Source organism: Pseudomonas sp. GW822-FHT06D10, from assembly GCF_058799535.1.
In genome coordinates this window covers 463,653-488,977 of the sequence record NZ_JBXALN010000003.1, presented here as the reverse complement: position 1 = coordinate 488,977, position 25,325 = coordinate 463,653, and the positions used below count along the sequence as shown (strand labels likewise).

Below are 25,325 nucleotides of genomic sequence, written 5' to 3'. Positions count from 1 at the left end.
GCCCGGATGGGCGAGCGGACTCGACAGTTTAAAAAATCACCAGCGTTAAGGGAAGCGCTGATTTTTTAACCAAGCCCTTCAACGCGCTGCAAGTGCCAATGTAAAGCGCTTGCAGCGGTTTTGGGAAGTGCTGTTTTAACCCAGGAGTTCAGCCAGCAATTTGCCGAAGCGCTGCTGCTGGCGTTTCTGTTGCAGCTGATTGGCGCGGAAAATCGCTTTCAGGTCGCCCAGCGCGTGGGCGAAATCGTCGTTGATGATCAGATAGTCGTAGTCGACGTAGTGGCTCATTTCGCTGACGGCTTCGCGCATCCGCCCGTCGATGACCTCGTCACTGTCCTGCCCACGGTTGGTCAGGCGCTGGTGCAGGGCTTGCAAGGACGGTGGCAGGATGAAGATCGAACGGGCCTGGGGCATCAGCTTGCGTACTTGTTCCGCGCCTTGCCAGTCGATTTCCAGAATCAGGTCGTGACCTGCGTCCAGGGTTTGCTGCAGGTGGCTTTGCGAGGTTCCGTAGAGGTTGCCGAACACTTCGGCGCGCTCCAGGAAGTCCCCGTGCTCACCCATCTTCACGAACGTCTCGCGGGAGACGAAGTGATAGTTCACGCCGTCCACCTCACCGGGGCGCATGGCACGGGTGGTGTGGGAGACCGAGACGCGAATCTCCGGTTTGGCGTCAGTCAGGGCCTTGACCAGGCTGCTCTTGCCCGCGCCCGACGGCGCGGAAATGATGTATAGGGTGCCGGTGCTGTGGGTCATGTCAGTTGCCTTACTCAATGTTCTGCACTTGTTCGCGCATTTGCTCGATCAACACCTTGAGGTTGACCGCAGCTTGGGTGCTGCGCGGGTCGAAGGCCTTGGAGCCCAGTGTGTTGGCTTCGCGGTTGAGTTCCTGCATCAGGAAGTCCAGGCGCCGCCCGGCCGCGCCGCCGGACTTGAGCACGCGACGTACTTCAATGATGTGGGTGCTCAGGCGGTCCAGTTCTTCGGCGACGTCGCTTTTCTGTGCCAGCAGCACCATCTCCTGTTCGAGACGGGTCGGATCCAGCTCAGCTTGCATGTCGGCGAAGCGGTCGAGGATCTTCTGGCGCTGGGTCGCGAGCATCTGCGGGACCAGTTCACGCAGGGTCGCCACGTCTTCCTCGATGGAGGACAGGCGTTCGTCGATCAGCCTGGCCAGTTCGGCGCCTTCTCGTTCGCGGCCATTCTTCAGTTCCTTCAAGCCCTGGTTGAACAGGGCCAGGGCGTCACTGTTCAAGGCTTGCGGGTCAGTGGCATCGGCCACCAGTACACCCGGCCAGGCCAGGACTTCCAGCGGGTTGAGCGCGGCCGGCTGCTTGATCAGGCTGGCGACGGACTCGGCGGCGGCGACCAGTTGCGCGGCGCGCTCGCGATCCACCTGCAGCGGTTTGCCGGCGGTTTCCTCGATGAAGCGCAAGGTGCACTCGACCTTGCCACGGGACAGGCCCTGGCGCAGGGCTTCGCGGACCGCGCCTTCAAGGTCGCGAAAGGCTTCCGGCAAACGCAGGTGCGGCTCCAGGTAGCGGCTGTTGACCGAGCGCAGTTCCCAGCTCAGGGTGCCCTGAGTGCCTGCCCGTTCTACCCGGGCGAAGGCGGTCATGCTGTGCACCATGGAGGTACCTCCGATTCAGCGCCGGCACCAACCGTGAGGGGGTTGGGCGGGCCTGATAAAGATGAATTGAAGCCGACAGGCTGCGAAGGCGCAGGATTGTAGCGCAGTGCGGTCGGAGCCCCCAAACCCTGGTGCTGCCAATGCATTGCAGCTCGTCGCAACAGGACTCATCCGCGGTGTAAATGCTCCTTTGACCTTTTTAGGCGTGCCCTGGCGCGGTTGCGGGCTTTATAATGCTCGGCAGTTTTCCGTCCCCGTACAGGTGTTCCCCTATGAAACGTCCAAGTGGTCGCGCCGCCGATCAGCTCCGCTCGATCCGCATCACCCGCAACTACACCAAACACGCCGAGGGATCTGTACTGGTCGAGTTCGGTGATACCAAAGTGATCTGCACGGTCAGCGTCGAGAACGGTGTGCCGCGCTTCCTCAAGGGCCAGGGCCAGGGTTGGCTGACTGCCGAGTACGGCATGCTGCCGCGGGCTACCGGCGAGCGTAACCAGCGCGAAGCCAGCCGTGGCAAGCAGGGCGGTCGGACCTTGGAGATCCAGCGCCTGATCGGCCGTTCGCTGCGCGCCGCACTGGACATGTCCAAGCTGGGTGACGTCACCCTGTATGTCGATTGCGACGTGATCCAGGCCGACGGCGGTACTCGTACCGCATCGATCACTGGCGCCATGGTGGCCCTGGTCGACGCCTTGAAAGTGATCAAGAAGCGCGGTGGCCTGAAAGGCGGCGATCCGCTGAAGCAGATGATCGCCGCGGTATCCGTCGGCATGTACCAGGGCGAACCGGTCCTGGACCTGGATTATCTGGAAGACTCGGCTGCCGAAACCGACCTCAACGTTGTGATGACCAGCACCGGTGGTTTCATCGAAGTGCAGGGCACTGCCGAAGGTGCGCCGTTCCAGCCGGCTGAACTGAATGCGATGCTGGCCCTGGCCCAGCAAGGCATGAACGAGATTTTCCAACTGCAGCAAGCCGCGCTCGCCGATTGATGGGCGCAGGTCTTCAGCAAGGAGAGCACCATGAGTGATGAACAACTGCCGCTGCCTACGCCGAGCCACGAAGTCCGGCAATGGGCGATGTTTTGTCACCTGTCCGCCTTGCTGGGGATCTGGGTTCCTTTCGGCACACTGATCGGACCGTTGATTCTCTGGCAGATGAAGCGCGAAACCGATCCCTTTATCGATGCCCAGGGCAAGGAAGCACTGAACTTCCAGCTGACCGTCGCCATTGCGTCGGCGGTGTGCTTCCTGTTGATGATCGTGGTGATCGGGTTCTTCATGTTCGGCCTGCTGGCGATCGGAGCCCTGGTGCTGACCATCATCGGCGGAGTCAAGGCTGGCGAAGGGGTGCCTTATCGCTACCCCTTCACCTGGCGCCTGATCAAGTAGCTCGAGCAAGCACAAAAAAGCCGACAGCGATGTCGGCTTTTTTGTGGCGGTGAAAGGACGCTTAGATGGTCAGCGTCCAGTCATAGTCCACGATCAGCGGTGCGTGCTGCGAGAAGCGTGGCTGGCGCGGCAGGCGAGCGCTGCGGACAAAGCGACGCAGGCCGGGAGTCAGCAACTGGTAGTCGAAACGCCAGCCCAGGTTCAGCATCTCGGCCTGTTCGTTGTCCGGCCACCAGCTGTACTGGTCGCCTTCACGGCTGACTTCACGCAATGCGTCGACATAACCCATGTTGCCAATGATCTCGTCCATCCAGGCACGCTCAGGTGCCAGGAAGCCCGGAGATTGCTGGCTGTCGCGCCAGTTCTTGATATCCAGCTTCTGTTGCGCCACGTACAGCGAGCCACAATAAATGTACTCGCGACGTTTGCGCCGCTGTTTATCCAGATAACGGGCGAAATCGTCCATTAGCTTGAACTTCTGGTTCAAGTCTTCATCGCCGTTCTGCCCTGATGGAAGCAGCAAGGTCGCGATGCTGACCTTGTCGAAATCGGCTTGCAGGTAGCGCCCGTAACGATCGGCTGTCTCGAAGCCGAGGCCGCTGATGACCGCCTTCGGCTGCAACCGCGAATACAAAGCCACACCGCCTTGGGCAGGGACTTCGGCATCGCAGGCATAAAGGAAGTAGCCATCCAGTTGGAAGGCTGGGTCGTCCAGTTCAAAGGCAGAGGCGCGGGTGTCCTGCAGGCAGATGACGTCGGCATTCTGTGCCTGCAGCCAACTGAGCAAACCACGCTCCACTGCAGCCTGAATACCATTGACGTTCACACTGATGATCCGCATAAATGGCCCCAAAAATCACGTGCGTGTATGATACCCGAGCTCTACCTAATTAGCTAAATCCGTGGTATCTGGGGTTTTTTCATGCAGGCGTATCAGCGCGATTTCATTCGTTTTGCCATCGATCGCGGGGTTTTGCGCTTCGGTGAGTTCACCCTGAAGTCCGGGCGCACCAGCCCTTACTTCTTCAATGCCGGCCTGTTCAACAGCGGTTCGGCGCTGGCCCAGCTGGGGCGTTTCTACGCCGCGGCGATCGTCGAAAGCGGCATTCCCTTCGATGTGCTGTTTGGCCCGGCCTATAAAGGCATTCCTCTGGCGGCGGCCACTGCGGTGGCGCTTGCCGAGCATCACCAGCGCGATCTGCCCTGGTGCTTCAACCGCAAGGAAGCCAAGGCTCACGGCGAAGGCGGCAGCCTGGTGGGGGCTCCCTTGACCGGCGATGTGCTGATCATCGACGACGTGATCACCGCCGGCACGGCGATCCGCGAAGTGATGCAGATCATCGAGTCCCAGGACGGCGCCAAGGCGGCCGGGGTGCTGATCGCCCTGAACCGTCAGGAACGCGGCAACGGCGAGTTGTCGGCGATCCAGGAGGTCGAGCGTGACTTCGGCATTCCGGTGGTGAGCATTGTCTCCCTGACCCAGGTCCTGCAGTTCCTGGCGGATGATCCGGCGCTCAAGCAGCATCTGCCGGCGGTGGAAGCCTACCGCGCGCAGTACGGAATCTGACTGTAGGAGCCGGCTTGCCGGCGAAGAGGCCTTTGGGCCTTGAGTTGCTCGCGTGAGTGCCTTCGCCGGCAAGCCGGCTCCCACAAAGATTGCGTCGATAAAAAAGCCCCCGCCCGGGATCCCGGGCGGGGGCTTTTTTGTGCCTGGTGCTTAAGGACGCTTGCGGTTGCTGATCAGGGTGCCGACACCCGTATCGGTGAAGATCTCCAGCAGAATCGCGTTGGGCACGCGACCGTCGATGATCAGCGAACTGCCGACCCCGCCTTGCACGGCTTCCAGCGCGCAGCGGATTTTCGGCAGCATGCCGCCGTAGATGGTGCCGTCGGCGATCAGCTCGTCGACCTGCTGGGTGCTCAGGCCGGTGAGGACCTTGCCCGACTTGTCCATCAGGCCGGCGATGTTGGTCAGCAGCATCAGCTTTTCGGCTTTCAATGCTTCGGCCACCTTGCCAGCCACCAGATCGGCGTTGATGTTGTAGGACTCGCCGTTGGCGCCGACCCCGATCGGTGCAATCACCGGGATGAAATCACCCTTGACCAGCAGGTTCAGCAGGTCGGTGTTGATCCCGACCACTTCGCCCACATGGCCGATATCGATGATTTCCGGGGTGGTCATTTCCGGCGTCTGGCGGGTCACTGTAAGTTTTTTCGCCCGGATCAGCTCGGCATCCTTGCCGGTCAGGCCGATGGCGCTGCCGCCGTGACGGTTGATCAGGTTGACGATGTCCTTGTTGACCTGGCCACCGAGGACCATCTCCACCACGTCCATGGTTTGCGCATCGGTCACGCGCATGCCATCGACGAAGTGGCTTTCAATGGAAAGGCGCTTGAGCAGGTCACCGATCTGCGGGCCGCCACCGTGCACCACCACCGGGTTGATCCCGACAGCCTTCATCAGCACGATGTCGCGGGCGAAGCCGGTTTTCAGCTCCTCGCTTTCCATAGCGTTGCCGCCGTACTTGATCACCAGGGTCTTGCCGACATAGCGGCGAATATAAGGCAGCGCTTCGGATAGGACCTTGGCGGTATTGGCGGCGGCATCGCGTTCGATGGTCATTCAGGGCTCCGGTGCTTCAAACAATCAAAACGGTAGTTGGAGATCAGGTGCAACACGTTTCAGCTGGGTGTGGAACACATCCTTGATGCGCTGCAGTTCGGCTGCATCATCAGCCTCGAAGCGCAGCACCAGCACAGGGGTGGTGTTGGAGGCGCGAACCAGGCCCCAGCCCTTGGCATAGTCGACCCGCACCCCGTCAATGGTGGTCAGGTCGGCGCCTGCACCCCACTGCGCGTCGTGCAGGGCGTCAATGATGCTGAATTTGCTCTCTTCGGTCACATGGATATTGATTTCCGGCGTAGAAATATCGTTCGGGAAGGTGGCGAACAGCTCTTCCGCGGTGGATTTTTCCTTGCTGAGGATCTCCAGCAACCGTGCGGCGCTATAAATGCCGTCGTCGAAGCCGAACCAGCGTTCCTTGAAGAACACATGGCCGCTCATTTCGCCGGCCAGCAGAGCGCCGGTCTGCTTCATTTTCTTTTTGATCAACGAGTGACCGGTCTTCCACATTAGCGGGCGACCGCCATATTCCTTGATCAGCGGAATCAGGCGTCGGGTGCATTTGACGTCGAAGATGATCTCCGCATCCGGGTTGCGCGCCACCACGTCCTTGGCGAACAGCATCAGCAGGCGGTCGGGGAAGACGATGCTGCCGGTGTTGGTCACCACGCCGACGCGGTCGCCGTCGCCGTCGAAGGCTAGGCCCAGGTCGGCGCCGGTTTCCTTGACCTTTGCAATCAGGTCCTCGAGGTTCTCGGGCTTGCCTGGATCCGGGTGGTGGTTGGGGAAGTTGCCGTCCACTTCGCAGAACAGCGGGATCACTTCGCAGTTCAGGGCTTCGATCAATTGTGGGGCAATCACCCCGGCGGCGCCGTTGCCGCAATCCACCACGACTTTCAGGCGGCGGGCCAGCTTGACGTCACGGATGATCTCCTCGGCGTAGCGCGGCAGGATGTCGACCTGGGTGACGCTGCCCTGGGCGCTGCTCAGGTTGTTGCTCTTGAGGCGCTCGTGCAGGGCCTGGATCTGTTCGTTGGCCAGGGTGTCGCCGGCGATGACGATCTTGAAACCGTTGTAGTTCGAGGGGTTGTGGCTGCCGGTGAGCATTACGCCGGACTTGCCGGCCAGTACGTTGGCCGCGTAATACAGGGCCGGGGTCGGCACCAGGCCGACGTCGCTGACGTGGCAGCCGCTGTCGTGCAGGCCCTGGATCAGTTGCGCCACCAGTTCCGGCCCTGACAGGCGGCCATCGCGGCCCACGGAGACGTTCGGTTCACCCTGGGCCAGGCTCTGGGAGCCGATGGCGCGGCCGATCCAGTAGGCGGTTTCAGCAGTCAGGGTTTGCGGTACAACGCCGCGGATGTCGTAGGCGCGGAAGATGCTGTCGGGGAATTTCGGGGCGACTTTAGCTGCGTTGCTCATCACTGAGGGTGCTCCATCTGAAGGGGTGCAGTACGGCCGTGGGAGGACAGGCCGGCAGGCTCAAACTGAAGGGTATGACGGCGTTTTCAGCATAGAGTTCGTACTGCGAAAGTGCCATCTGACGGGCTCCGTCCCCTCCGGAACCGGTCAGCAGCCAGGCCTGGCGGGGGCCAGGCGCCCTGCAAAAAAATGCTGGTCCTCGGTCCTTGATTGCTCTCGCAAGGGGGCGGAGCAGGCAGGCTGCCCACTCCGCGAGGCAGATCAGTGGCTGCCGGAGTGGCCGAAGCCACCTGCGCCACGCTGGCTTTCATCAAAGGCTTCGACCACTTCGAAATGCGCCTGGACCACAGGCACCAGCACCAGTTGGGCGATGCGCTCGCCGACGGCGATGTTGAAGGCGGTCTGGCCACGGTTCCAGCAGGACACCATCAGTTCGCCCTGGTAGTCCGAGTCGATCAGGCCCACCAGGTTGCCCAGCACGATGCCGTGCTTATGGCCCAGGCCGGAGCGGGGCAGGATCAGAGCCGCCAGGCCCGGGTCGCCAATGTAGACCGACAGCCCGGTAGGGATCAGCAGCGTCTGGCCTGGCTCCAGAAGGGTGTCTTCCTTGAGCATCGCTCGCAGGTCGAGGCCGGCGGAGCCCGGCGTGGCGTACTGCGGCAGAGGGAATTCGTTGCCGATGCGTGGGTCGAGGATCTTGGCTTGTAAAGCGTGCATGCGAGTTAAACCTGGTTCAGCCGTTCGGCGATAAAAGAGATCAGCTGGCGGGCAATCTTGCCCTTGCTGGTCTGGGCGAAGAGAGTTGCGTGCAACTCCCGGTCAATCACGCTGCAGGCGTTTTCCTCGCTGTTGAAGCCAATGCTCGGGTTGGCAACGTCGTTGGCGACGATCAGATCGAGGTTCTTGTCCTTCAATTTGCGTGCAGCGTAGTCGAGCAAGTTTTCGGTTTCTGCGGCGAAACCGACACTGAAAGGCCGATCGGGACGGCTGGCAATGGTGGCCAGGATGTCCGGGTTGCGCACCATCTGCAGCAACAGGCCGTCACCTTTCGTAGGGTCTTTCTTTAATTTCTGTGGGGCGACGACTTCCGGTCGGTAGTCCGCGACCGCCGCAGAGGCGATGAAAACGTCGCATGGGATCGCCGATTCACAGGCCGCGAGCATGTCCCGGGCGCTGACAACGTCGATCCGCGTGACTCTATCGGGGGTTGGCAGGTGTACCGGCCCGGTGATCAGGGTCACCCGGGCACCGGCTTCAACCGCAGCCTCGGCCAGGGCGAAGCCCATTTTTCCTGAGCTATGGTTGGTGATGTAGCGCACCGGATCGATGTTTTCCTGGGTCGGCCCGGCGGTAATCAGCAGGTGCTTGCCGGTCAGCGCCAGATGTTGGAAGCAATCGGCGGCGCACTGGGCCAGGTCGTTGGCCTCCAGCATGCGGCCCAGGCCGACATCGCCACAGGCCTGGCTGCCGGAAGCCGGGCCGAAGACCTTCAGGCCACGGCTTTGCAGCAGTTGGGTGTTGGCTTGGGTGGCAGGGTCGCGCCACATGGCCTGATTCATCGCCGGGGCGATGGCGACGATGGCATCGGTGGCCAGCACCAGGGTGGTCAGCAGATCGTCGGCAATGCCCTGGGCCAGGCGGGCAATCAGGTCCGCGGTGGCCGGCGCGATCAGCACCAGGTCGGCCCACTTGGCCAGCTCGATATGGCCCATGGCGGCTTCGGCAGCCGGGTCCAGCAGGTCGAGGTGGACCGGGTGCCCGGAGAGCGCTTGCAGGGTCAGCGGGGTAATGAATTCACTGCCGCCCCGGGTCATGACCACGCGCACTTCGGCGCCCTGGTCGAGGAGTCGGCGAACCAGCTCCGCGCTCTTGTAGGCGGCAATGCCGCCGCCGACGCCGAGCACGATGCGTTTCCGATACAGCCGCTGCATAGGCCTGTCTTTCCGTTCAGTGATTGCTGCGTGGCATGCCCCCTCCCCAGGTGAAATACCACGCAAAAAAGAGGGGGCTAAGATAGCACAGCGCCCGCTGTCGAACAGCGGCGCCATGCACAGGGAGGTGTGATGAGTATTCGTGACTGGCCCGCGGCGGAGCGTCCGCGGGAACGGCTTCTGGAGCAGGGCGCCATCAGCCTTTCCGACGCCGAGCTACTGGCTATTTTCCTGCGCACCGGGGTGGCCGGTAAAAGCGCGGTGGACCTGGCGCGGCATCTGTTGCGGCGCTTTGGCAGCCTGCGCAGGCTGCTGGAGGCCGATCAACTGACCTTCACCCGCCAACTGGGGCTGGGCCCGGCCAAGTACGCCTTGTTGCAGGCGGTGCTGGAAATGGCCCGCCGGCATCTGGCGGAGAAACTGCATCGCCAGTCCGCGTTGGAGAACCCGCTGGTGGTGCGCGATTACCTGAAGTCGATGCTGCGCCACGAGCCCCATGAAGTGTTCGGTTGCCTGTTTCTCGACACGCGGCATCGTGTACTGACCTTCGAAGTGCTGTTTCAGGGCTCCATCGACAGCACCACGGTGTACCCGCGGCAGGTGATCAAGCGCGCCTTGGCGCACAATGCAGCGGCGGTGATCCTCTGCCACAACCACCCGTCAGGCATTTGCGAGCCCAGCCCGGCCGACCGGGTAGTGACCCGACGTTTGCAGGAGGCACTGGAGTTGATCGATGTGCGGGTGCTGGACCACTTCATCGTGGGGGAGGGCGACCCGCTGTCGATGGCCGAGTACGGCTGGATCTGAATGCGACCGGCTTCAAGGTCTGGGTGGGCCTTGAAGCCGGCCGGCAGTTCACTTGATGCTGACTTTCGAATAGTCCTGGCGCCCGAAGGGGCTCACCTGGTAGCCCTCGACCTGCTTGCGAGTCAGGGCGAAAGCGGTCGGGTGTGCCAGGGGCAGCCACAGCGCCTGCTGCTGGATCTGGGTCTGGGCCTGTTGGTACAGCTTGCTGCGCACACCCTGTTCGCTGGTGGTCTTGCCGGCCGTGATCAGCTTATCCAGGTTCTGGTCGCAGTAGCGGGCGAAGTTGGTGCCGGACTTGACGGCGGCGCAGGTGAACTGTGGCGAGAGGAAGTTATCCGGGTCGCCGTTGTCGCCAGCCCAGCCCATGAACAGCAGGTCGTGCTCGCCGGCCTTGGCGCGGCGGATCAGTTCACCCCATTCGATCACGCGGATTTCCGCCTGGATCCCCACTTGGGCCAGGTCCGATTGCAGCAACTGTGCGCCCAGGCTGGGGTTGGGGTTGAGCAGGCTGCCAGAAGGGCGGGTCCAGATGGTGGTCTGGAAGCCGTTCTTCAGGCCAGCCTTGGCCAGCAGTTGGCGAGCCTTTTCCGGGTCGTGGGCGTACCCGGGCAGGTCCTTGGCGTAGCTCCAGGTATTGGGCGGGTAAGGGCCGTTGGCGGCTTCGGCGGTGCCTTCAAAGACCGCCTTGAGGTAGCTGCCCTTGTCGAAGGCCAGGTTGATTGCCTGGCGTACCTCGGGTTTGTCCAGGGGTGGGTGCTGGCTGTTGATGGCGACGAAGGCGGTCATGAAGGCTGCGGTGTGCTCGACCTTCAGTGCCGGATCCTCGCTGGCGGCCTGGACATCCAGGGGCTTGGGCGACAGCGCGATCTGGCACTCGTTGCGGCGCAGCTTCTGCAGGCGCACGTTGGCGTCCGGGGTGATGGCAAAGATCAGCGAATCGACCGCAGGCTTGCCGGCAAAGTAGTCGCGGTTGGCCTTGTAGCGGATCGAGGCGTCTTTCTGGAAGCGCCCGAAGATGAATGGGCCGCTGCCGATCGGCTGGCTGTTGAGCTTCTCCGGGGTGCCGGCCTTGAGCAGTTGCTCGGCGTACTCCGCCGAGTAGATCGAGGCGAAGCCCATGCTCAGGGTGGCGAGGAAGGTCGAATCGGCGTGGTCCAGGGTAAAGCGTACGGTCAACGGGTCCAGGGCATCGATCTTCTTGATCAGGCTGGGCAACTGCAGGGATTGGGCGTGGGGAAAGCCGCTCTGGGCGATCTTGTGCCACGGATGGGCCGGGTCGAGCATGCGCTCGAAGCTGAACTTGACGTCTTCGGCGGTCAGCTCGCGGCTGGGGTTGAAATACTCGGTGCGGTGGAACTTGACCTTGGGGTGCAGCTTGAACACGTAGGTCAGGCCGTCGGCAGAGACCTCCCAGCTGTCGGCAAGGCTGGGGACTACCTTGCCGCTACCGGCGTCGAACTCCACCAGGCGGTTCATCAGCACGTCGGCGGATGCGTTGGTGGTGGTCAGTGAGTTGTACTGCACCACGTCGAAGCCCTCCGGGCTGGCTTCGGTGCAGACGCTCAGCGCGGCAGCCTGGGCCAGGGGGCTCAGGAGAGGGGCGAGCAGGAGCGGGAGGGCGGCAAGACGCATGGTCGGGTTCCTTGTGCAGATCGAAAGCCCATCTGCGAGTGCAGTCTGGAAATGCCTTACCCTAGTGGGCTCTTTGTAAAATGACTATCCCTTTTGTATCGAGTGACGAAACCTCGGGCTCGGCCGGGGTTCCAGGCGTGATTTTCCGCAGGCATGACCGCGCCCAATGGCGGTTTTGTGCCGGGGGTTTCGGGAGAAATATATTCTGCGACGAGCGGTAGATTTCTGCGGTAGCCTTTGCCGCAGGCGTCCGGCGCAAGAAAATCAGGACTTTTCGTCATCCTGGGCACAGCGGTTGTTGTTGCTCTGGGGTCTTTCTGGTATAAAGCAGCGCTCTTTTCTAGGGGCCCGGTTCCTTCGCTTGTAGGTGTAGCCGGTAAGACCCTAAAGAAACGCGGCGCCTGGCGCCAAATGACTGAGAGATTAAGCGGCCAACCCATGCCGGGTTGGGCATGTGGTTTTAGAGGGCTGAGGCATGTCTAGAGTCTGTCAAGTTACCGGTAAGGGTCCGGTGACTGGGAATAACATTTCCCACGCAAACAACAAAACCCGTCGTCGTTTCCTGCCGAACCTGCAGCATCACCGCTTCTGGGTTGAGTCCGAGAAACGTTTTGTGCGTCTGCGCGTATCTGCCAAAGGCATGCGTATCATCGACAAGCGCGGCATTGATGTCGTGCTGGCCGAAATCCGTCGCGATGGCGGCAAGGTTTAAGGGAGCTAATCATGCGTGAATTGATTCGTTTGATCTCGAGCGCCGGTACTGGTCACTTCTACACTACCGACAAGAACAAGCGTACTACTCCGGACAAAATCGAGATCAAGAAATATGATCCGGTTGTTCGCAAGCACGTGATCTACAAGGAAGGCAAAATCAAGTAATTGATTTTTCTTCTGACAAAAAAACCCGCCTTCAAGCGGGTTTTTTTGTGCCCGGGATTCAGGCTTTCTGTTCGAAGGCCACATAGACCTTGCGGCAGGGCTCCAGCACTTCCCAGGTGCCCTTGAAGCCGGCCGGGATCACGAAGCGGTCGCCGACCCGCAGAGTCTTGGCATTGCCGTCGTGATCACGCAGTACCGATACGCCCTGGAGAATCTCGCAGTATTCGTGTTCGGTGAAGTTCACCGTCCACTGGCCCACCGCGCCTTCCCAGATCCCGGCATTGAGCTGGCCGCACGGGCTGGCGTAATGGTTGAACACCGCCTGCTCGGGGTCGCCCTTGAGGATTTTTTCCGCAGCGGGGCGGTAGCGTTCGCCCTCGGTGGTGGCCTGGCTGAAGTCGACGACGTTATGGATGCTCATTGTTGTATTCCCCCGTGATTGCGGCGCGAGTGGCTATGAAGGCCAAAGTCTATGTTTATTAAAATGCACATAGCAATGGCGTTTGCCCGGGCTTTGTCAAATATATTGAAAGTACAGGTGTCGCTGGTTTAGGGTGGCGGGTGCCTTTGGCCGAAAACAGGCTGGCCGGGCAGAATTCTTCAGCAGTGCCGGCGTAGTTCGCATGGCGCTTGTATACAAATAAGAGGAGGACACTCGTATGACCACCCTGACTCGTGCCGACTGGGAACAACGTGCCCGCGACCTGAAAATCGAAGGTCGTGCCTACATCAACGGCGAATACACCGCATCGGCTTCCAGCGACACCTTCGAATGCATCAGCCCGGTAGACGGTCGCGTACTGGCGACCATCGCCAGCTGTGATGCCGCCGATGCCCAGCGCGCCGTGGAAAACGCCCGCGCCACCTTCAACTCCGGCGCCTGGTCGCGCCTGGCGCCGGCCAAGCGCAAGTCGGTGATGATCCGCTTTGCCGGCCTGTTGAAGCAGCACGCTGAAGAACTCGCGCTCCTGGAAACCCTGGACATGGGCAAGCCCATCAGCGACTCCCTGGATATCGACGTTCCCGGCGCCGCCCAGGCCCTGAGCTGGAGCGGCGAGGCGATCGACAAGATCTACGATGAAGTCGCTGCCACCCCTCACGACCAGTTGGGCCTGGTCACCCGTGAGCCGGTAGGCGTGGTCGCGGCCATCGTGCCGTGGAACTTCCCCCTGATGATGGCTTGCTGGAAACTGGGCCCGGCGCTGTCCACCGGTAACTCGGTGATCCTCAAGCCTTCGGAAAAATCCCCGCTGACCGCCATCCGCATCGCTGCCTTGGCAGTGGAAGCCGGGATTCCGGCGGGCGTGTTCAACGTACTGCCAGGCTACGGCCACACCGTCGGCAAGGCCCTGGCCCTGCACATGGACGTGGACACCCTGGTGTTCACCGGCTCCACCAAGATCGCCAAGCAGTTGCTGGTCTACTCCGGCGAATCCAACATGAAGCGCGTGTGGCTGGAAGCCGGCGGCAAGAGCCCGAACATCGTGTTCGCCGATGCTCCGGACCTGCAGGCCGCCGCCGAATCCGCTGCCAGCGCCATTGCCTTCAACCAGGGCGAAGTCTGCACCGCCGGCTCGCGCCTGCTGGTGGAGCGCTCCATCAAGGACAAATTCCTGCCGCTGGTGATCGAGGCCCTCAAGGGCTGGAAGCCGGGCAACCCGCTGGATCCGGCCACCAATGTCGGTGCCCTGGTGGACACCCAGCAGATGAACACCGTGCTGTCCTACATCGAAGCCGGGCATGCCGATGGCGCCAAGCTGGTGGCCGGTGGCAAGCGCACCCTGGAAGAAACCGGTGGCACCTACGTCGAGCCGACCATTTTCGATGGTGTCAGCAACGCGATGAAAATCGCCCAGGAAGAGATCTTCGGCCCCGTACTGTCGGTGATCGCCTTCGACAGCGTGGAAGAGGCGATCCAGATTGCCAACGACACGCCTTACGGCCTGGCAGCTGCGGTGTGGACCGCCAACATCTCCAAGGCCCACCAGACCGCCAAGGCCCTGCGTGCCGGCAGCGTCTGGGTCAACCAATACGACGGCGGCGACATGACCGCGCCGTTCGGCGGCTTCAAGCAGTCGGGCAACGGTCGCGACAAGTCGCTGCATGCGTTCGACAAGTACACCGAGCTGAAAGCCACCTGGATCAAGCTCTGAGTCGTGTCGTTTGAGGCGGGGCAGTGCCCCGCCTGATGTCGATCCATAGCGCAGCCGGACTTTCCGCAAGGGGAGTCCGGCTGTGTTGTCTGTGCCTTGTGAAACAATGATCCACAGGAGCGTGGAAATGCGTTGGGCGACCTATTTCGCCGTTTTGGCCGCAGTCTTGAGTGTCGGCCTGGCCCTGGGCGTGACCATGCCCCTGGTATCGTTTCGTCTCGAAAGCTGGGGCTACGGGCCTTTTGCAATTGGCGTGGTGGCGGCGATGCCGGCCATTGGCGTGTTGCTCGGGGCGAAGATCTCCAGCCGCCTGGCGGCGCGCTTCGGCACCGCCAGCCTGATGCGCCTGTGCCTGTGGGGCGGGGCGATCTCCATTGCCTTGCTGGCGCTGCTGCCCAGCTATCCGTTGTGGTTGGTGCTGCGCCTGATACTGGGAGTGGTCCTGACCATCATCTTCATTCTGGGGGAAAGCTGGATCAATCAGCTGGTGGTGGAGCAGTGGCGTGGCCGGCTGGTGGCGCTGTATGGCGCAAGCTATGCCTTGAGCCAGTTGGCCGGGCCGCTGCTGTTGGGCGTGCTGGGTACTGAGCATGATTACGGTTTCTGGACCGCGGTGGGTTTGCTGGTGGTATCACCGCTCCTGCTGCTGGGGCGCGGCGGGGCGCCGAGCACCGAGTCGTGCAGCGTGACCCTGTTTGACCTGTGGCACTTCTGTCAGAAGTTGCCGGCGATTGCCTGGGCAGTTGCATTGTTCGCTACTTTCGAGGCGCTGATTCTGACCCTGCTGCCGGTGTATTGCTTGAGTCAGGGGTTCACCCAAGACGTTGCCCTGGCCATGGTCAGCACCGTGGTGGTGGGGGATGCACTTTTGCAGCTGCCGATTGGCGCCCTGGCGGATCGGATTTCCCGGCGCGGCCTGTTCACCGGCTGCGCGGTGATCCTGCTGTGTTCCAGCCTGGCCATTCCGCTGTTGCTGGGCACCGTGCTGATCTGGCCACTGTGGGTGTTGTTCGGGGCCAGCGCCGGGGGCTTGTTCACCTTGTCGCTGATCCTGATCGGCGAGCGTTACCGCGATGACGCACTGGTGCGGGCCAATGCCCATGTGGCGCAGCTCTGGGGCATTGGCTGCCTGATCGGGCCGCTGGTGGCAGGGGCCGGCAGCCAGTGGGTGAGCGGCCACGCCATGTTGCTGCTGGTGGCGGCCGGGGCTTTTGGCTTGCTTGTCCTGCTGCTGCGCCAAGGGGCCTTTGGCGAGGCCCAGGCTGCGTTGTAGCCACTCAGAGCATGCGTTCCAGGCCGATGCGGGTGCTCAGCCAGGCATTGAAGCGGCGCCACCAGTTGCCGGGTTCATGGCCCAGGCTGTGCAACTGGCCCTGGTCCTCAGTCACCCAGACCAGCTTGCCGTCCAGCAGCTTGACCTGGTAGCTCAGGGCCGGCGCCATCCCCTGCAGGGCCAGGGCGCGGACATGTTCAGCCAGCTCGGGGCTGTCCACCAGCACCCCGACCTCGGTGTTCCACAGTACCGAACGGGGGTCGAAGTTGAACGAGCCGATGAAGCTCTTTCGTCGGTCGAAGATCATCGCCTTGCTGTGCAGGCTGGAGTCGGAGCCCTTGTAGGAGCCGCTGTGGAACAGGTGCGGCCCGCTGCCACCGCGCTCGCCGGGTTGTCGGCGCAGTTCGTAGAGCTTCACTCCATGTTCCAGCAATGCCTTGCGATAGGGCGCATAGCCGCCATGCACCACTGGCACGTCGGTGGCTTCCAGGGAGTTGGTCAACAGGCTCACCGAGACTCCGGCGTCCGCGCGCCCGGTCAGGTACACCAGCCCGGGCTGCCCCGGAACGAAGTAGGCCGAGATCATGATCAGTTCCTTGCCGACCCCGCTCAGTTCCGGTGCCAGCTGGGTGGTGAGCAGCAGGTGCGGGTCGGGGTCACCCTTGGCCAGGACCTTGGCCGGAGCGTCCCACAGGGCCTGGTTCCAGGCCCAGATCAGTTCCTTGCGCCAGATGTCCATGCGCGGCTGGGTCTGGTAGGTCATTAACTGCCGGTACAGCGCCTGGTTCTGCCGGCGGCTGTCCTGCAAGGATTCCTCGAGGCGCAGCCGGGTGTTGTCCAGCGCCTTGGCGGAAGGTGTGCTGGACAGGAACTCGCCGATGGGGCGGCTCAGGGCGCTGTTCCAGTACTGGTCGAAGCTGTGGCCCAGTTGCTCGGCCACCGGCCCCACGCTGAACATGTCGATGTCGGTGAAGTTCAGGTTGGGCTGGGCGTCGAAGTATTCATCCCCCAGGTTGCGCCCGCCGACGATGGCCACGGTGTTGTCTGCCAGCCAGAGCTTGTTGTGCATCCGCCGATGCTGCTGCGACAGGTTGAACAGGCGGCCCATGGCCCGGGTCAGGCCGGTGCTGCGGCCCAGGTGCAGAGGGTTGAACAGGCGGATCTGGATCTGCGGATGGGCGGCCAGGGTGGCGATGATCTGGTCCAGGCCGTCGCTGGTGGTGTCGTCCAGCAGGATGCGTACCCGCACGCCACGGTCGGCGGCCTTGAGCAGTTCGTCCACCAGCATGCGGGTGCTGATGCCGTCGTGGACGATGTAGTACTGCAGGTCGAGGCTGCTTTGCGCGTTGCGGATCAGCTCGGCGCGGGCCATGAACGCTTCGGTGCTGTTGGGTAGCAGGCGAAAGCCGGAACGCCCCTGGTAGGGCGCGGCCTGGGCCCGGATCGACTGGGCAAAGCCCGAATCACGGGCGGGCAGGGCCTGGCTGGGTTGGTACGGGACCTCGCGGGTAGCGCAGCCGCCCAGCCCGAGGCTCAGCAGCAGAAGCCAGGTGAAGGCCTGTATAGGGTTCAAGTCAGGTCATCTCGCATCACGGCACGGGTTGGCATGGGACGGCTGGCTTCCTGCTTCGGGTCGGGGTCAGTCCGAGGTTTCACTGAGCAGCTTGATGGCTGCAGCGCCGACCTTGCGTACCGCGTCTTCGATCTGCGCGGTTGGCTTGGCAGCGTAGTTCATCCGCAGGCAATTGCGGTACTTGCCCGAGGCGGAAAAGATGCTGCCCACAGCAATCTGCACCCCTTGCTCGAGCAGCACTCGGTTGAGCTTCAGAGCATCAAAGCCCTCGGGGAGTTCGATCCACAGCATGAAACTGCCCTGTGGCCGGCTGGCGCGAGTGCCGGCGGGGAAGTAGCGGCTGACCCAATCGAGCATCAGGTCACGATTGCGCTGGTACTGGGTGCGCATCTTGCGCAAATGCGGCTCGAAGTGGCCGCTCTTGAGAAACTCGGCGATGGCTACCTGGGGCTGCGGGGCCGTGGAACCGGTGCTGATGTATTTCATGTGCAGTACACGTTCCAGGTAGCGGCCGGGCGCCACCCAGCCGATGCGCAGGCCTGGGGCCAGGGTTTTCGAGAACGAGCTGCACAGCAGCACCCGGCCATCATCGTCGAAGGACTTGATGGTGCGCGGGCGCGGGTAGGTGTAGGCCAGTTCGCCATACACATCGTCCTCGATGATCGCCACGTCGAAGCGCTGCGCCAGGGTCAGCAGTGCCCGCTTGCGCGGCTCCGGCATGATGTAGCCCAGGGGGTTGTTGCAGTTGGGTGTCAACTGTATGGCCTTGATCGGCCACTGTTCCAAAGCCAGTTCCAGGGCTTCCAGACTGATTCCGGTAATGGGGTCGGTGGGGATCTCCAGGGCCTTCATGCCCAGGCCCTTGAGGGTCTGCATGGCGCCGTGGAAGCTCGGCGAGTCCACGGCGACGATGTCCCCCGGTTCGCAGATGGCGCGAATGCTGGTGGACAGCGCCTCGTGGCAGCCGGTGGTGATCACCAGGTCGCCGGCCCCCAGCTGGCAGCCGGAATCCAGCATCAGCCGCGCGACCTGCTCGCGCAGCTCCAGCACGCCGTAGATGTTGTCGTAGTGCAGGCCTGGCATGTCCTGGCGCCGGCTGAGGCGAGCCAGGGCCCGCAGCAGAGGCTTGAGGGTGGGTGTGGTGATGTCCGGCATGCCGCGGCCCAGTTGCACCACGTCCTTGCGCGGCACGGCGCGAATCAGTTCCAGCACCTGGTCCCACTGCGAGATCTCTACCGGTCGCTGGGCCGGGCGGCCAACGGCGGGCAGGGCGGGCAGTTCGCGGCTGGGCGGCACGAAGTAGCCGGACTTGGGCTTGGGCATCGCCAGGCCGTTGTCTTCCAGCAGGCGGTAGGCCTGCTGCACGGTGCTCAGGCTGACCCCGTGCTCGACGCTCAGGGCGCGCACTGAGGGCAGCCGATCGCCGGGGCGATAGAAGCCCTGCTCAATGCGGGTGCCCAGGAGTTCGGCGAGGTTGACGTAGAGGGTCATGGCATTGGCTCGTAGTGGGGGGCGCGAGGACCGGTACAGATGGGGCAAAAATACAGGATTCAGCAGGATTTTTGGCAAAACTGTATGGAGTTAATACCGCTGTATTGAGTCTGTAATGGTTTTTGCGCACCAAGCATCCTATTGGCTCATGGCAACTTTGAGCAAACAGGAGCAATACAGATGAACGGCTTGAGCGATGTGCGTCTGTCGTTACGGAGTCAGGAGCTGCAGGCAGAGCAGGAGCAGGCACTGGCGGCACGCCTGCCACGCTCCGCACCGCCCGGGCTGAGCCCGCTGGGTCTGTACTGGCATCGGCTGCGCACGCGCAAGGCGTTGCTGGAGCTGACTGCCGAGCAGTTGCGCGATGTCGGCCTGAGCCGGGAAGAGGCGCGGGCCGAAGGTCTCAAGCCGTTCTGGCGGCTGTAGGCCGACGCCGCGCAGCTACGGGGAGGGTCAGAGCAGTTCCTTCAAGCGGTGCCAGAGCATGCCCAGGGCCAGCAGCGGCGAGCGCAGATGCTTGCCGCCCGGGAAGGTGATGTGCGGCACCTTGGCGAACAGGTCGAAACCGCCGCCGTGCTGGCCGCTGATGGCCTCGCCCAGCAGCTTGCCCGCCAGGTGCGTGGCATTCAGGCCGTGGCCCGAATAGGCCTGGGCGTAATACACATTGGGCTGGTCCTTGAGCCGGCCGATCTGCGGCAGGCGGTTGGCGCCGATGCCGATCATGCCGCCCCACTGGTAGTCGATCTTCACTGCGGCCAGTTGCGGGAACACTTCCAGCATCTTCGGCCGCATGTAGGCGGCGATGTCCTTGGGGTCACGCCCCGAATAATGACAGGCACCCCCGAACAGCAGGCGCCGGTCAGCCGAAAGGCGGTAGTAGTCCAGGGCCACGCGCTGGTCGCAGACCGCCATGTTCTGCGGCAGCAGTTCCTGGGCCAGGGCCGGGCTCAAGGGTTCCGTGGCGATGATGTAGCTGCCGGCCGGAAGCACCTTGCCCCCCAATTCCGGATTGAGATCGTTGAGGTAGGCGTTGCAGCCCAGCACCAGGGTCTTGGCCCGGACGGTGCCGCGACTGCTGTGGACCTTGACCTCGGGGCCGTAGTCGATGCGGGTCACCGCAGAGTGCTCGAACAGTTGCACCCCCAGTTGCTGCGCCGCCCGGGCTTCGCCCAGGGCCAGGTTCAGCGGGTGCAGGTGGCCCGAACCCATGTCGATCAAGCCGCCAACATAGCGCTTGGAACCCACCACGCTGTGCATTTCATCGGCCTGCAGCAGCCGGGTCTGGTGGCGATAGCCCAGGTTGCGCAGTTCCTCGGCGTCTTCGGCGAAGCCTTCAAGGTCGGCCGGCTTGTTGGCCAGGTCGCAGTAGCCCCAGGTCAGGTCGCAAGGGATCTGGAAACGCTCGATGCGTTGGCGGACGATCTCCACCGCCTCCAGCCCCATGAGCTTCATCTGCCGCACTCCGTCCTCGCCTATCACCTTGGTGAACTGGTCGAGGCCGTGGCCGACGCCGCGAATCAACTGCCCGCCATTGCGCCCGCTGGCGCCCCAGCCGATCTTGTGCGCCTCCAGCAGGATCACGCTGAGGCCACGCTCGGCCAGTTCCAGCGCGGTGTTGAGCCCGGAAAAACCGCCCCCGACCACGCACACATCGGCTGTCAGATCGCCCGCCAACGCTGGGTAGTCAGGTTGCGGCAGGCTGCTGGCGGCATAGTAGGAAGCGGCGTGCTGAAGGCTGGCGGGCATGGGATGCGTCCTGATGATGGTGTCGGTAAAAATGCGCGGAGCATAAGTCGGGCCTTTGCGCCGGGGCAACCGCAGGACGCCCGGTCCTGTCTGCCGCCAGGCATTTAGGGCAGAATTCACGGCTATTCATGCCCCGGTAGTCTTTTTCATGAGCTGTAACCGTCAAATCGTCCGCAGCCTGCGTCAGCAGATTCCCTCTTTCGAGTGCGTTCCCGGCTGCCACGACTGCTGCGGCCCGGTGACCACCTCGCCGGAGGAAATGTCCCGCCTGCCGCGCAAGACCGCTGCCGAGCAGGAAGCTGCCATGGACGAGCTCAACTGCGTGCACCTGGGACCCCACGGTTGCACCGTGTATGACGAGCGTCCGCTGATCTGCCGCCTGTTCGGCACCACGCCGAGCCTGCCTTGCCCCAACGGCCGGCGCCCGGTGGATATGATCCACCCCCGGGTCGAAAAACAGATCCACGACTACATGGCCAGCACTCGCCAGGTCCTGGTCTAGCCCCGAGCACCCCGGCTTGCCGGCGAAGGCTGCACCCTCTCGCTTCAATCCGGAATCGGCAGGCTCAGGCTCTCCTTCACTTCTTCCATGACGATGTAGCTCTTGGACTCGCGCACGTGGGGCAGCTTGAGCAGGATGTCCCCCAGCAACTTGCGGTAGGACGCCATTTCCGAGATCCGCGCCTTGACCAGATAGTCGAAGTCGCCGGACACCAGGTGGCACTCCAGCACGTGGGGCAGCTTCAGCACCGCCCGGCGAAACTCCTCGAAGGTATCGCCGGACTTGTAGTCCAGGCTGATCTCGACGAACACCAGCAGGCTGCCCTTGAGGTGCTGCGGATTGAGCCGCGCGTTGTAGCCCATGATGATCCCTTCGCGCTCCAGGCGGCGCACGCGCTCGGTGCAGGGGGTGGTGGAGAGGCCCACTCGCTCCCCCAGCTCGGTGAAGGAAATGCGTCCGTCGGCCTGGAGTATCCGCAAGATATTGCGATCGATCTTGTCCAGGGCCCGACGGGTCTGATGGTTGGTGCGCATAGGGGATGCCCCTCCGTGAAAAGCAATATCGCCGAGAATTCTCGCCAAATATAGGCGGTTATATAGTGAAAATCACTGCTCAATGTTTCTTACACTGCGCCCATCTTTGCTCTGAATAACAAACGTCAGCGGTCAAGCCGCGATGAGGATATGAAAATGCGCGTTCTGGTCTTGGGCAGTGGCGTTATCGGAACCACCAGTGCCTATTATCTGGCTCGAGCCGGATTTGAAGTGACCGTAGTGGACCGTCAGCCGGCCGCCGCCATGGAAACCAGCTTCGCCAACGCCGGCCAGGTCTCGCCTGGCTATGCGTCGCCCTGGGCCGCTCCGGGTGTACCGCTCAAAGCCATCAAATGGCTGCTGCAGCGCCACGCGCCACTGGCGATCAAGGCCACGGCCGACATCGACCAGTACCTGTGGATGGCACAGATGCTGCGCAACTGCACCGCCAGCCGCTATGCGGTGAACAAGGAACGCATGGTGCGCCTGTCCGAATACAGCCGTGACTGCCTCGACGAGTTGCGAGCGGAAACCGGCATTGCCTACGAAGGCCGCAGCCTGGGCACTACCCAGCTGTTCCGCACCCAGGCGCAGCTGGACGGTGCGGCGAAAGACATCGCCGTGCTCAAGGAATCCGGCGTGCCGTTCGAACTGCTGGACCGCGAAGGCATCGCCCGGGTCGAGCCGGCCCTGGCCAACGTCACTGACATCCTCGCCGGTGCCCTGCGCCTGCCCAACGACCAGACTGGCGACTGCCAGATCTTCACCACGCGCCTGGCGGAAATGGCCAGCAAGCTGGGTGTGGAGTTCCGCTTCGGCCAGGACATCCAGCGCATCGACTTTGCCGGTGACCGGATCAACGGCGTGTGGATCGACGGCAAGCTGGAAACCGCCGACCGCTACGTGCTGGCCCTGGGCAGCTACTCGCCGCAATTGCTCAAGCCGCTGGGCATCAAGGCGCCGGTGTACCCGCTCAAGGGTTACTCCCTGACCGTGCCGATCACCAACCCGGCCATGGCCCCGACTTCCACCATCCTCGACGAAACCTACAAGGTCGCGATCACCCGTTTCGACAACCGGATCCGGGTCGGCGGCATGGCGGAGATAGCCGGTTTTGACCTCTCGCTCAATCCGCGCCGGCGTGAAACGCTGGAGATGATCGTCAACGATCTCTATCCTCAGGGCGGCGACCTGTCCCAGGCCAGTTTCTGGACCGGGCTGCGTCCTACCACCCCGGATGGCACGCCGATTGTGGGCGCCACACCGTTCCGCAACCTGTTCTTGAACACTGGCCACGGTACGCTCGGCTGGACCATGGCTTGCGGTTCCGGTCGCCTGCTGGCGGACCTGATGGCCAAGAAAAAGCCGCAGATCAGCGCCGAAGGCCTCGATATTTCCCGTTACGGTAACCCTCAGGAGTCAGCTAAACATGTCAATCCAGCGCCAGCTCACCAATGAGCGCATGAGCCAGATTGTTGTCCACGGCGGTACGGTGTATCTGTCCGGGCAAGTCGGCGATGACATGCAGGCCGGGATCGAACAGCAGACCCGCGAGACCCTGGCCAACATCGAACGCCTGCTGGACCTGGCCGGTACCGACAAGAGCAAGCTGCTGTCGGTGACCATCTACCTGAAGGACATCGATGCCCACTTCGCTGGCATGAACAGTGTCTGGGACCAGTGGCTGCCAAAAGGCGTGGCGCCGGCCCGGGCCACGGTCGAAGCCAAGCTGTGCGAACCGGAAATCCTGGTCGAGCTGTCCGTAGTGGCCGCTCTGCCTTAAGCGACAAGATCCCTCTCCCGGTGCCGGTGGCGGCTCGCCGTTATCCAGCACCGGTTTTTTATTCCCCATGACCGCCTAGAAGTCTGCCGCCATGCGCCCTGCCCGTGCCCTGATCGATCTCCAAGCCCTGCGTCACAACTACCAACTGGCCCGTGAAATCTCGGGAGTTCGTGCTCTCGCGGTGATCAAGGCCGATGCCTACGGCCATGGCGCGGTGCGCTGCGCCCAGGCACTGGAAGGCGAGGCCGACGGTTTCGCCGTGGCCTGCATCGAAGAAGCCCTGGAGCTGCGCGCCGCGGGCATTCGTGCGCCGGTGCTGCTGCTGGAAGGTTTTTTCGAAGCATCCGAGCTGGCGCTGATCGTCGAGCATGATTTCTGGTGCGTGGTGCATTCGCTGTGGCAACTCGAAGCCATCGAGCAGGCGGCCGTGGCCAAGCCACTGACGGTCTGGCTCAAGCTGGATTCGGGCATGCACCGGGTCGGCCTGCATCCCAAGGATTACCAGGCGGCGTATCAGCGCCTGCAGGCCAGCGGCAAGGTCGAGAAGATCGTGCTGATGAGTCACTTTGCCCGCGCCGATGAACTGGACTGCCCGCGTAGTAGCGAGCAGGTGGCGGTATTCGAAGCGGCTCGCCAGGGCCTCGGAGCGGAAATCAGCCTGCGCAATTCGCCGGCGGTCATGGGCTGGCCCAGCGTACCCAGTGATTGGGTGCGCCCGGGCATCATGCTCTACGGTTCGACGCCGTTCGAAGAAAACAACTCGGTGGCCGCGCGCTTGCAGCCGGTAATGACCCTGGAGTCCAAGGTGATCTGCGTGCGTGAACTGCCGGCCGGCGAGCCGGTGGGCTACGGCGCCAGGTTCATCACCGACAGGCCAATGCGCATCGGCGTGGTTGCCATGGGGTATGCCGACGGTTATCCGCGCCATGCGCCTACTGGTACGCCGGTACTGGTGGCCGGCCAGCGCAGCCGCCTGCTGGGCCGGGTGTCCATGGACATGCTGTGTGTCGACCTGACGGACGTGCCCCAGGCCGGTCTTGGTTCGACCGTGGAGTTGTGGGGCAAGAACATCCTCGCCAGCGATGTTGCGCAGGCCGCCGATACCATCCCTTATCAGCTGTTCTGCAACCTGCGCCGGGTACCGTTGGTGTACTGCGAAGGCTGAGATTCCGTGGGCTGTACCGAAAGTCGCCTTCCCGGAGGGAATCGGGAGCAAGTGTTGTAAATACTGAACGCTGTCGCCATGATAACGCTCAATTACAACAACGCCTGATTCCCGCCTAGGAGGCTGCCGCATTGGACGTCGGTGAACGACTGCAATCCATCCGTAAACTGAAAGGTCTTTCCCAGCGTGAACTCGCCAAGCGTGCGGGCGTCACCAATAGCACCATTTCAATGATCGAAAAGAACAGCGTCAGCCCCTCGATCAGCTCGCTGCGCAAGGTGCTGGGCGGCATTCCCATGTCCATGGTGGAGTTCTTTTCCGAGGAAATTCTCCAGGAAACGCCTTCTCAGATCGTCTACAAGGCCCACGAACTGATCGACATCTCCGATGGTGCGGTGACCATGAAGCTGGTGGGCCGGGCTCATCCGAGCCGCGCCATTGCCTTCCTCAACGAGATCTACCCGCCGGGTGCCGATACCGGTGAAGAGATGCTCACCCACGACGGCGAGGAAACCGGGATTCTCCTCGAGGGGCGCCTGGAACTGGTGGTAGGGCTTGAAACATTTGTCCTCGAAGCCGGCGACAGCTACTACTTTGAGAGTACGAAGCCGCACCGTTTCCGTAATCCGTTCGATGTTCCGGCGCGGCTAATCAGCGCAGCCACTCCGGCGAACTTCTAGATCAAGAGGCGTCCTGCAAGGCTTGCAGAGAGGCCCCCAGCGACATTTTGCCGCGAATAAGACCCCTTCGACTTTGGGGTTGTTTCAGTGTGGCGGGCTAACCGTTAT

The 25,325-nt window shown here is 62.6% G+C and carries 26 protein-coding genes and 1 pseudogene; 14 read left to right on the top strand and 13 right to left on the bottom strand.

Annotation, left to right across the window (positions count from 1 at the left end):
• Positions 1 to 135: 135 nt before the first annotated feature.
• Together gmk and AC1RL5_RS12200 are read right to left on the bottom strand one after the other, a co-directional pair.
• Positions 136 to 756, bottom strand: a complete 621-nt coding sequence (gene gmk / locus AC1RL5_RS12205) for a guanylate kinase (RefSeq protein WP_011064231.1) — start codon at positions 754 to 756, stop codon at positions 136 to 138.
• A 10-nt stretch (positions 757 to 766) separates the two neighbouring features.
• The gene (locus AC1RL5_RS12200; protein ID WP_015637471.1) at positions 767 to 1,630 is read right to left on the bottom strand and encodes a YicC/YloC family endoribonuclease; all 864 of its coding nucleotides are present in this window, start codon (positions 1,628 to 1,630) and stop codon (positions 767 to 769) included.
• Between the two features lie 272 nt (positions 1,631 to 1,902).
• Here AC1RL5_RS12200 and rph point away from each other — a divergent pair, with 272 nt between their 5' ends.
• A complete protein-coding gene (gene rph / locus AC1RL5_RS12195) occupies positions 1,903 to 2,625 on the top strand; it encodes a ribonuclease PH (RefSeq protein ID WP_011064229.1) in 723 nt (240 codons plus the stop codon).
• A 30-nt stretch (positions 2,626 to 2,655) separates the two neighbouring features.
• Positions 2,656 to 3,024 (top strand): DUF4870 domain-containing protein, encoded by a 369-nt coding sequence (locus tag AC1RL5_RS12190; protein ID WP_011064228.1) that lies wholly within the window; start codon positions 2,656 to 2,658, stop codon positions 3,022 to 3,024.
• Positions 3,025 to 3,085: 61 nt separating this feature from the next.
• On the opposite strand, the gene crc is transcribed toward AC1RL5_RS12190, so the two are convergent.
• Positions 3,086 to 3,865 carry a catabolite repression control protein Crc gene (crc, locus tag AC1RL5_RS12185; RefSeq protein WP_011064227.1) on the bottom strand — a complete coding sequence of 260 codons (780 nt, stop codon included), beginning with the start codon at positions 3,863 to 3,865 and terminating at the stop codon, positions 3,086 to 3,088.
• Positions 3,866 to 3,946: 81 nt separating this feature from the next.
• Between crc and pyrE the strand changes: the two genes are divergently transcribed.
• Positions 3,947 to 4,591: an orotate phosphoribosyltransferase gene (gene pyrE / locus AC1RL5_RS12180; protein WP_011064226.1), complete on the top strand. Its 645-nt coding sequence runs from the start codon at positions 3,947 to 3,949 to the stop codon at positions 4,589 to 4,591.
• 150 nt (positions 4,592 to 4,741) lie between these two features.
• On the opposite strand, the gene argB is transcribed toward pyrE, so the two are convergent.
• The 4 genes and pseudogenes from argB to coaBC form a co-directional block, all read right to left on the bottom strand.
• Positions 4,742 to 5,647 (bottom strand): acetylglutamate kinase, encoded by a 906-nt coding sequence (gene argB / locus AC1RL5_RS12175; RefSeq protein ID WP_011064225.1) that lies wholly within the window; start codon positions 5,645 to 5,647, stop codon positions 4,742 to 4,744.
• Between the two features lie 24 nt (positions 5,648 to 5,671).
• Positions 5,672 to 7,072: pseudogene (locus tag AC1RL5_RS12170) on the bottom strand (phosphomannomutase/phosphoglucomutase); the annotation flags it as partial.
• Positions 7,073 to 7,330: 258 nt separating this feature from the next.
• Positions 7,331 to 7,786, bottom strand: coding sequence for a dUTP diphosphatase (gene dut / locus AC1RL5_RS12165; protein ID WP_011064223.1), 456 nt, complete (start codon positions 7,784 to 7,786; stop codon positions 7,331 to 7,333).
• A 5-nt stretch (positions 7,787 to 7,791) separates the two neighbouring features.
• Positions 7,792 to 9,000 (bottom strand): bifunctional phosphopantothenoylcysteine decarboxylase/phosphopantothenate--cysteine ligase CoaBC, encoded by a 1,209-nt coding sequence (gene coaBC, locus AC1RL5_RS12160; RefSeq protein WP_072451864.1) that lies wholly within the window; start codon positions 8,998 to 9,000, stop codon positions 7,792 to 7,794.
• 132 nt (positions 9,001 to 9,132) lie between these two features.
• Here coaBC and radC point away from each other — a divergent pair, with 132 nt between their 5' ends.
• Entirely contained in the window at positions 9,133 to 9,807 is a 675-nt protein-coding gene (radC, locus tag AC1RL5_RS12155; RefSeq protein WP_011064221.1) for a RadC family protein, read from the top strand.
• A gap of 48 nt (positions 9,808 to 9,855) precedes the next feature.
• Here the strand turns inward: radC and AC1RL5_RS12150 are convergent, their stop codons facing one another.
• Positions 9,856 to 11,439, bottom strand: a complete 1,584-nt coding sequence (locus AC1RL5_RS12150; RefSeq protein ID WP_093405556.1) for an ABC transporter substrate-binding protein — start codon at positions 11,437 to 11,439, stop codon at positions 9,856 to 9,858.
• 475 nt (positions 11,440 to 11,914) lie between these two features.
• Between AC1RL5_RS12150 and rpmB the strand changes: the two genes are divergently transcribed.
• Positions 11,915 to 12,151: a 50S ribosomal protein L28 gene (rpmB, locus tag AC1RL5_RS12145; protein WP_011064219.1), complete on the top strand. Its 237-nt coding sequence runs from the start codon at positions 11,915 to 11,917 to the stop codon at positions 12,149 to 12,151.
• Between the two features lie 11 nt (positions 12,152 to 12,162).
• Positions 12,163 to 12,318 (top strand): 50S ribosomal protein L33, encoded by a 156-nt coding sequence (gene rpmG, locus AC1RL5_RS12140; protein ID WP_003177274.1) that lies wholly within the window; start codon positions 12,163 to 12,165, stop codon positions 12,316 to 12,318.
• 58 nt (positions 12,319 to 12,376) lie between these two features.
• Here rpmG and AC1RL5_RS12135 read toward each other — a convergent pair whose 3' ends face one another.
• Positions 12,377 to 12,739, bottom strand: a complete 363-nt coding sequence (locus tag AC1RL5_RS12135) for a cupin domain-containing protein (RefSeq protein ID WP_015637468.1) — start codon at positions 12,737 to 12,739, stop codon at positions 12,377 to 12,379.
• 238 nt (positions 12,740 to 12,977) lie between these two features.
• On the opposite strand from AC1RL5_RS12135, the gene AC1RL5_RS12130 reads away from it, so the two are divergent.
• Together AC1RL5_RS12130 and AC1RL5_RS12125 are read left to right on the top strand one after the other, a co-directional pair.
• Positions 12,978 to 14,471 (top strand): aldehyde dehydrogenase, encoded by a 1,494-nt coding sequence (locus AC1RL5_RS12130; protein ID WP_011064217.1) that lies wholly within the window; start codon positions 12,978 to 12,980, stop codon positions 14,469 to 14,471.
• Between the two features lie 127 nt (positions 14,472 to 14,598).
• Positions 14,599 to 15,744 (top strand): MFS transporter, encoded by a 1,146-nt coding sequence (locus AC1RL5_RS12125; RefSeq protein ID WP_093405547.1) that lies wholly within the window; start codon positions 14,599 to 14,601, stop codon positions 15,742 to 15,744.
• 4 nt (positions 15,745 to 15,748) lie between these two features.
• On the opposite strand, the gene AC1RL5_RS12120 is transcribed toward AC1RL5_RS12125, so the two are convergent.
• Together AC1RL5_RS12120 and AC1RL5_RS12115 are read right to left on the bottom strand one after the other, a co-directional pair.
• Positions 15,749 to 17,317 (bottom strand): phospholipase D family protein, encoded by a 1,569-nt coding sequence (locus tag AC1RL5_RS12120; RefSeq protein ID WP_492589320.1) that lies wholly within the window; start codon positions 17,315 to 17,317, stop codon positions 15,749 to 15,751.
• A gap of 66 nt (positions 17,318 to 17,383) precedes the next feature.
• The gene (locus AC1RL5_RS12115; protein WP_011064214.1) at positions 17,384 to 18,808 is read right to left on the bottom strand and encodes an aminotransferase-like domain-containing protein; all 1,425 of its coding nucleotides are present in this window, start codon (positions 18,806 to 18,808) and stop codon (positions 17,384 to 17,386) included.
• A 180-nt stretch (positions 18,809 to 18,988) separates the two neighbouring features.
• On the opposite strand from AC1RL5_RS12115, the gene AC1RL5_RS12110 reads away from it, so the two are divergent.
• Positions 18,989 to 19,234 carry a DUF1127 domain-containing protein gene (locus AC1RL5_RS12110; protein ID WP_011064213.1) on the top strand — a complete coding sequence of 82 codons (246 nt, stop codon included), beginning with the start codon at positions 18,989 to 18,991 and terminating at the stop codon, positions 19,232 to 19,234.
• A gap of 27 nt (positions 19,235 to 19,261) precedes the next feature.
• Here AC1RL5_RS12110 and AC1RL5_RS12105 read toward each other — a convergent pair whose 3' ends face one another.
• Positions 19,262 to 20,554, bottom strand: a complete 1,293-nt coding sequence (locus tag AC1RL5_RS12105; RefSeq protein WP_207239512.1) for an NAD(P)/FAD-dependent oxidoreductase — start codon at positions 20,552 to 20,554, stop codon at positions 19,262 to 19,264.
• A gap of 148 nt (positions 20,555 to 20,702) precedes the next feature.
• On the opposite strand from AC1RL5_RS12105, the gene AC1RL5_RS12100 reads away from it, so the two are divergent.
• Positions 20,703 to 21,056 (top strand): YkgJ family cysteine cluster protein, encoded by a 354-nt coding sequence (locus AC1RL5_RS12100; RefSeq protein WP_492589322.1) that lies wholly within the window; start codon positions 20,703 to 20,705, stop codon positions 21,054 to 21,056.
• A gap of 44 nt (positions 21,057 to 21,100) precedes the next feature.
• Here the strand turns inward: AC1RL5_RS12100 and AC1RL5_RS12095 are convergent, their stop codons facing one another.
• On the bottom strand, positions 21,101 to 21,589 hold the full coding sequence (locus AC1RL5_RS12095) for an Lrp/AsnC ligand binding domain-containing protein (RefSeq protein WP_011064210.1): 489 nt from the start codon (positions 21,587 to 21,589) through the stop codon (positions 21,101 to 21,103).
• Between the two features lie 156 nt (positions 21,590 to 21,745).
• Between AC1RL5_RS12095 and dadA the strand changes: the two genes are divergently transcribed.
• The 4 genes from dadA to AC1RL5_RS12075 all read left to right on the top strand — a co-directional run bounded on the left by dadA (position 21,746) and on the right by AC1RL5_RS12075 (position 25,217).
• Positions 21,746 to 23,047, top strand: coding sequence for a D-amino acid dehydrogenase (dadA, locus tag AC1RL5_RS12090; protein ID WP_011064209.1), 1,302 nt, complete (start codon positions 21,746 to 21,748; stop codon positions 23,045 to 23,047).
• Positions 23,019 to 23,372 carry a RidA family protein gene (locus AC1RL5_RS12085; RefSeq protein ID WP_011064208.1) on the top strand — a complete coding sequence of 118 codons (354 nt, stop codon included), beginning with the start codon at positions 23,019 to 23,021 and terminating at the stop codon, positions 23,370 to 23,372. The genes dadA and AC1RL5_RS12085 overlap by 29 nt, the downstream gene beginning before the upstream one ends.
• Before the next feature lie 91 nt (positions 23,373 to 23,463).
• Positions 23,464 to 24,537 (top strand): alanine racemase, encoded by a 1,074-nt coding sequence (alr, locus tag AC1RL5_RS12080; RefSeq protein WP_019093097.1) that lies wholly within the window; start codon positions 23,464 to 23,466, stop codon positions 24,535 to 24,537.
• A 131-nt stretch (positions 24,538 to 24,668) separates the two neighbouring features.
• Positions 24,669 to 25,217 (top strand): cupin domain-containing protein, encoded by a 549-nt coding sequence (locus AC1RL5_RS12075; protein WP_015637462.1) that lies wholly within the window; start codon positions 24,669 to 24,671, stop codon positions 25,215 to 25,217.
• The last annotated feature ends 108 nt before the right edge of the window (positions 25,218 to 25,325 follow it).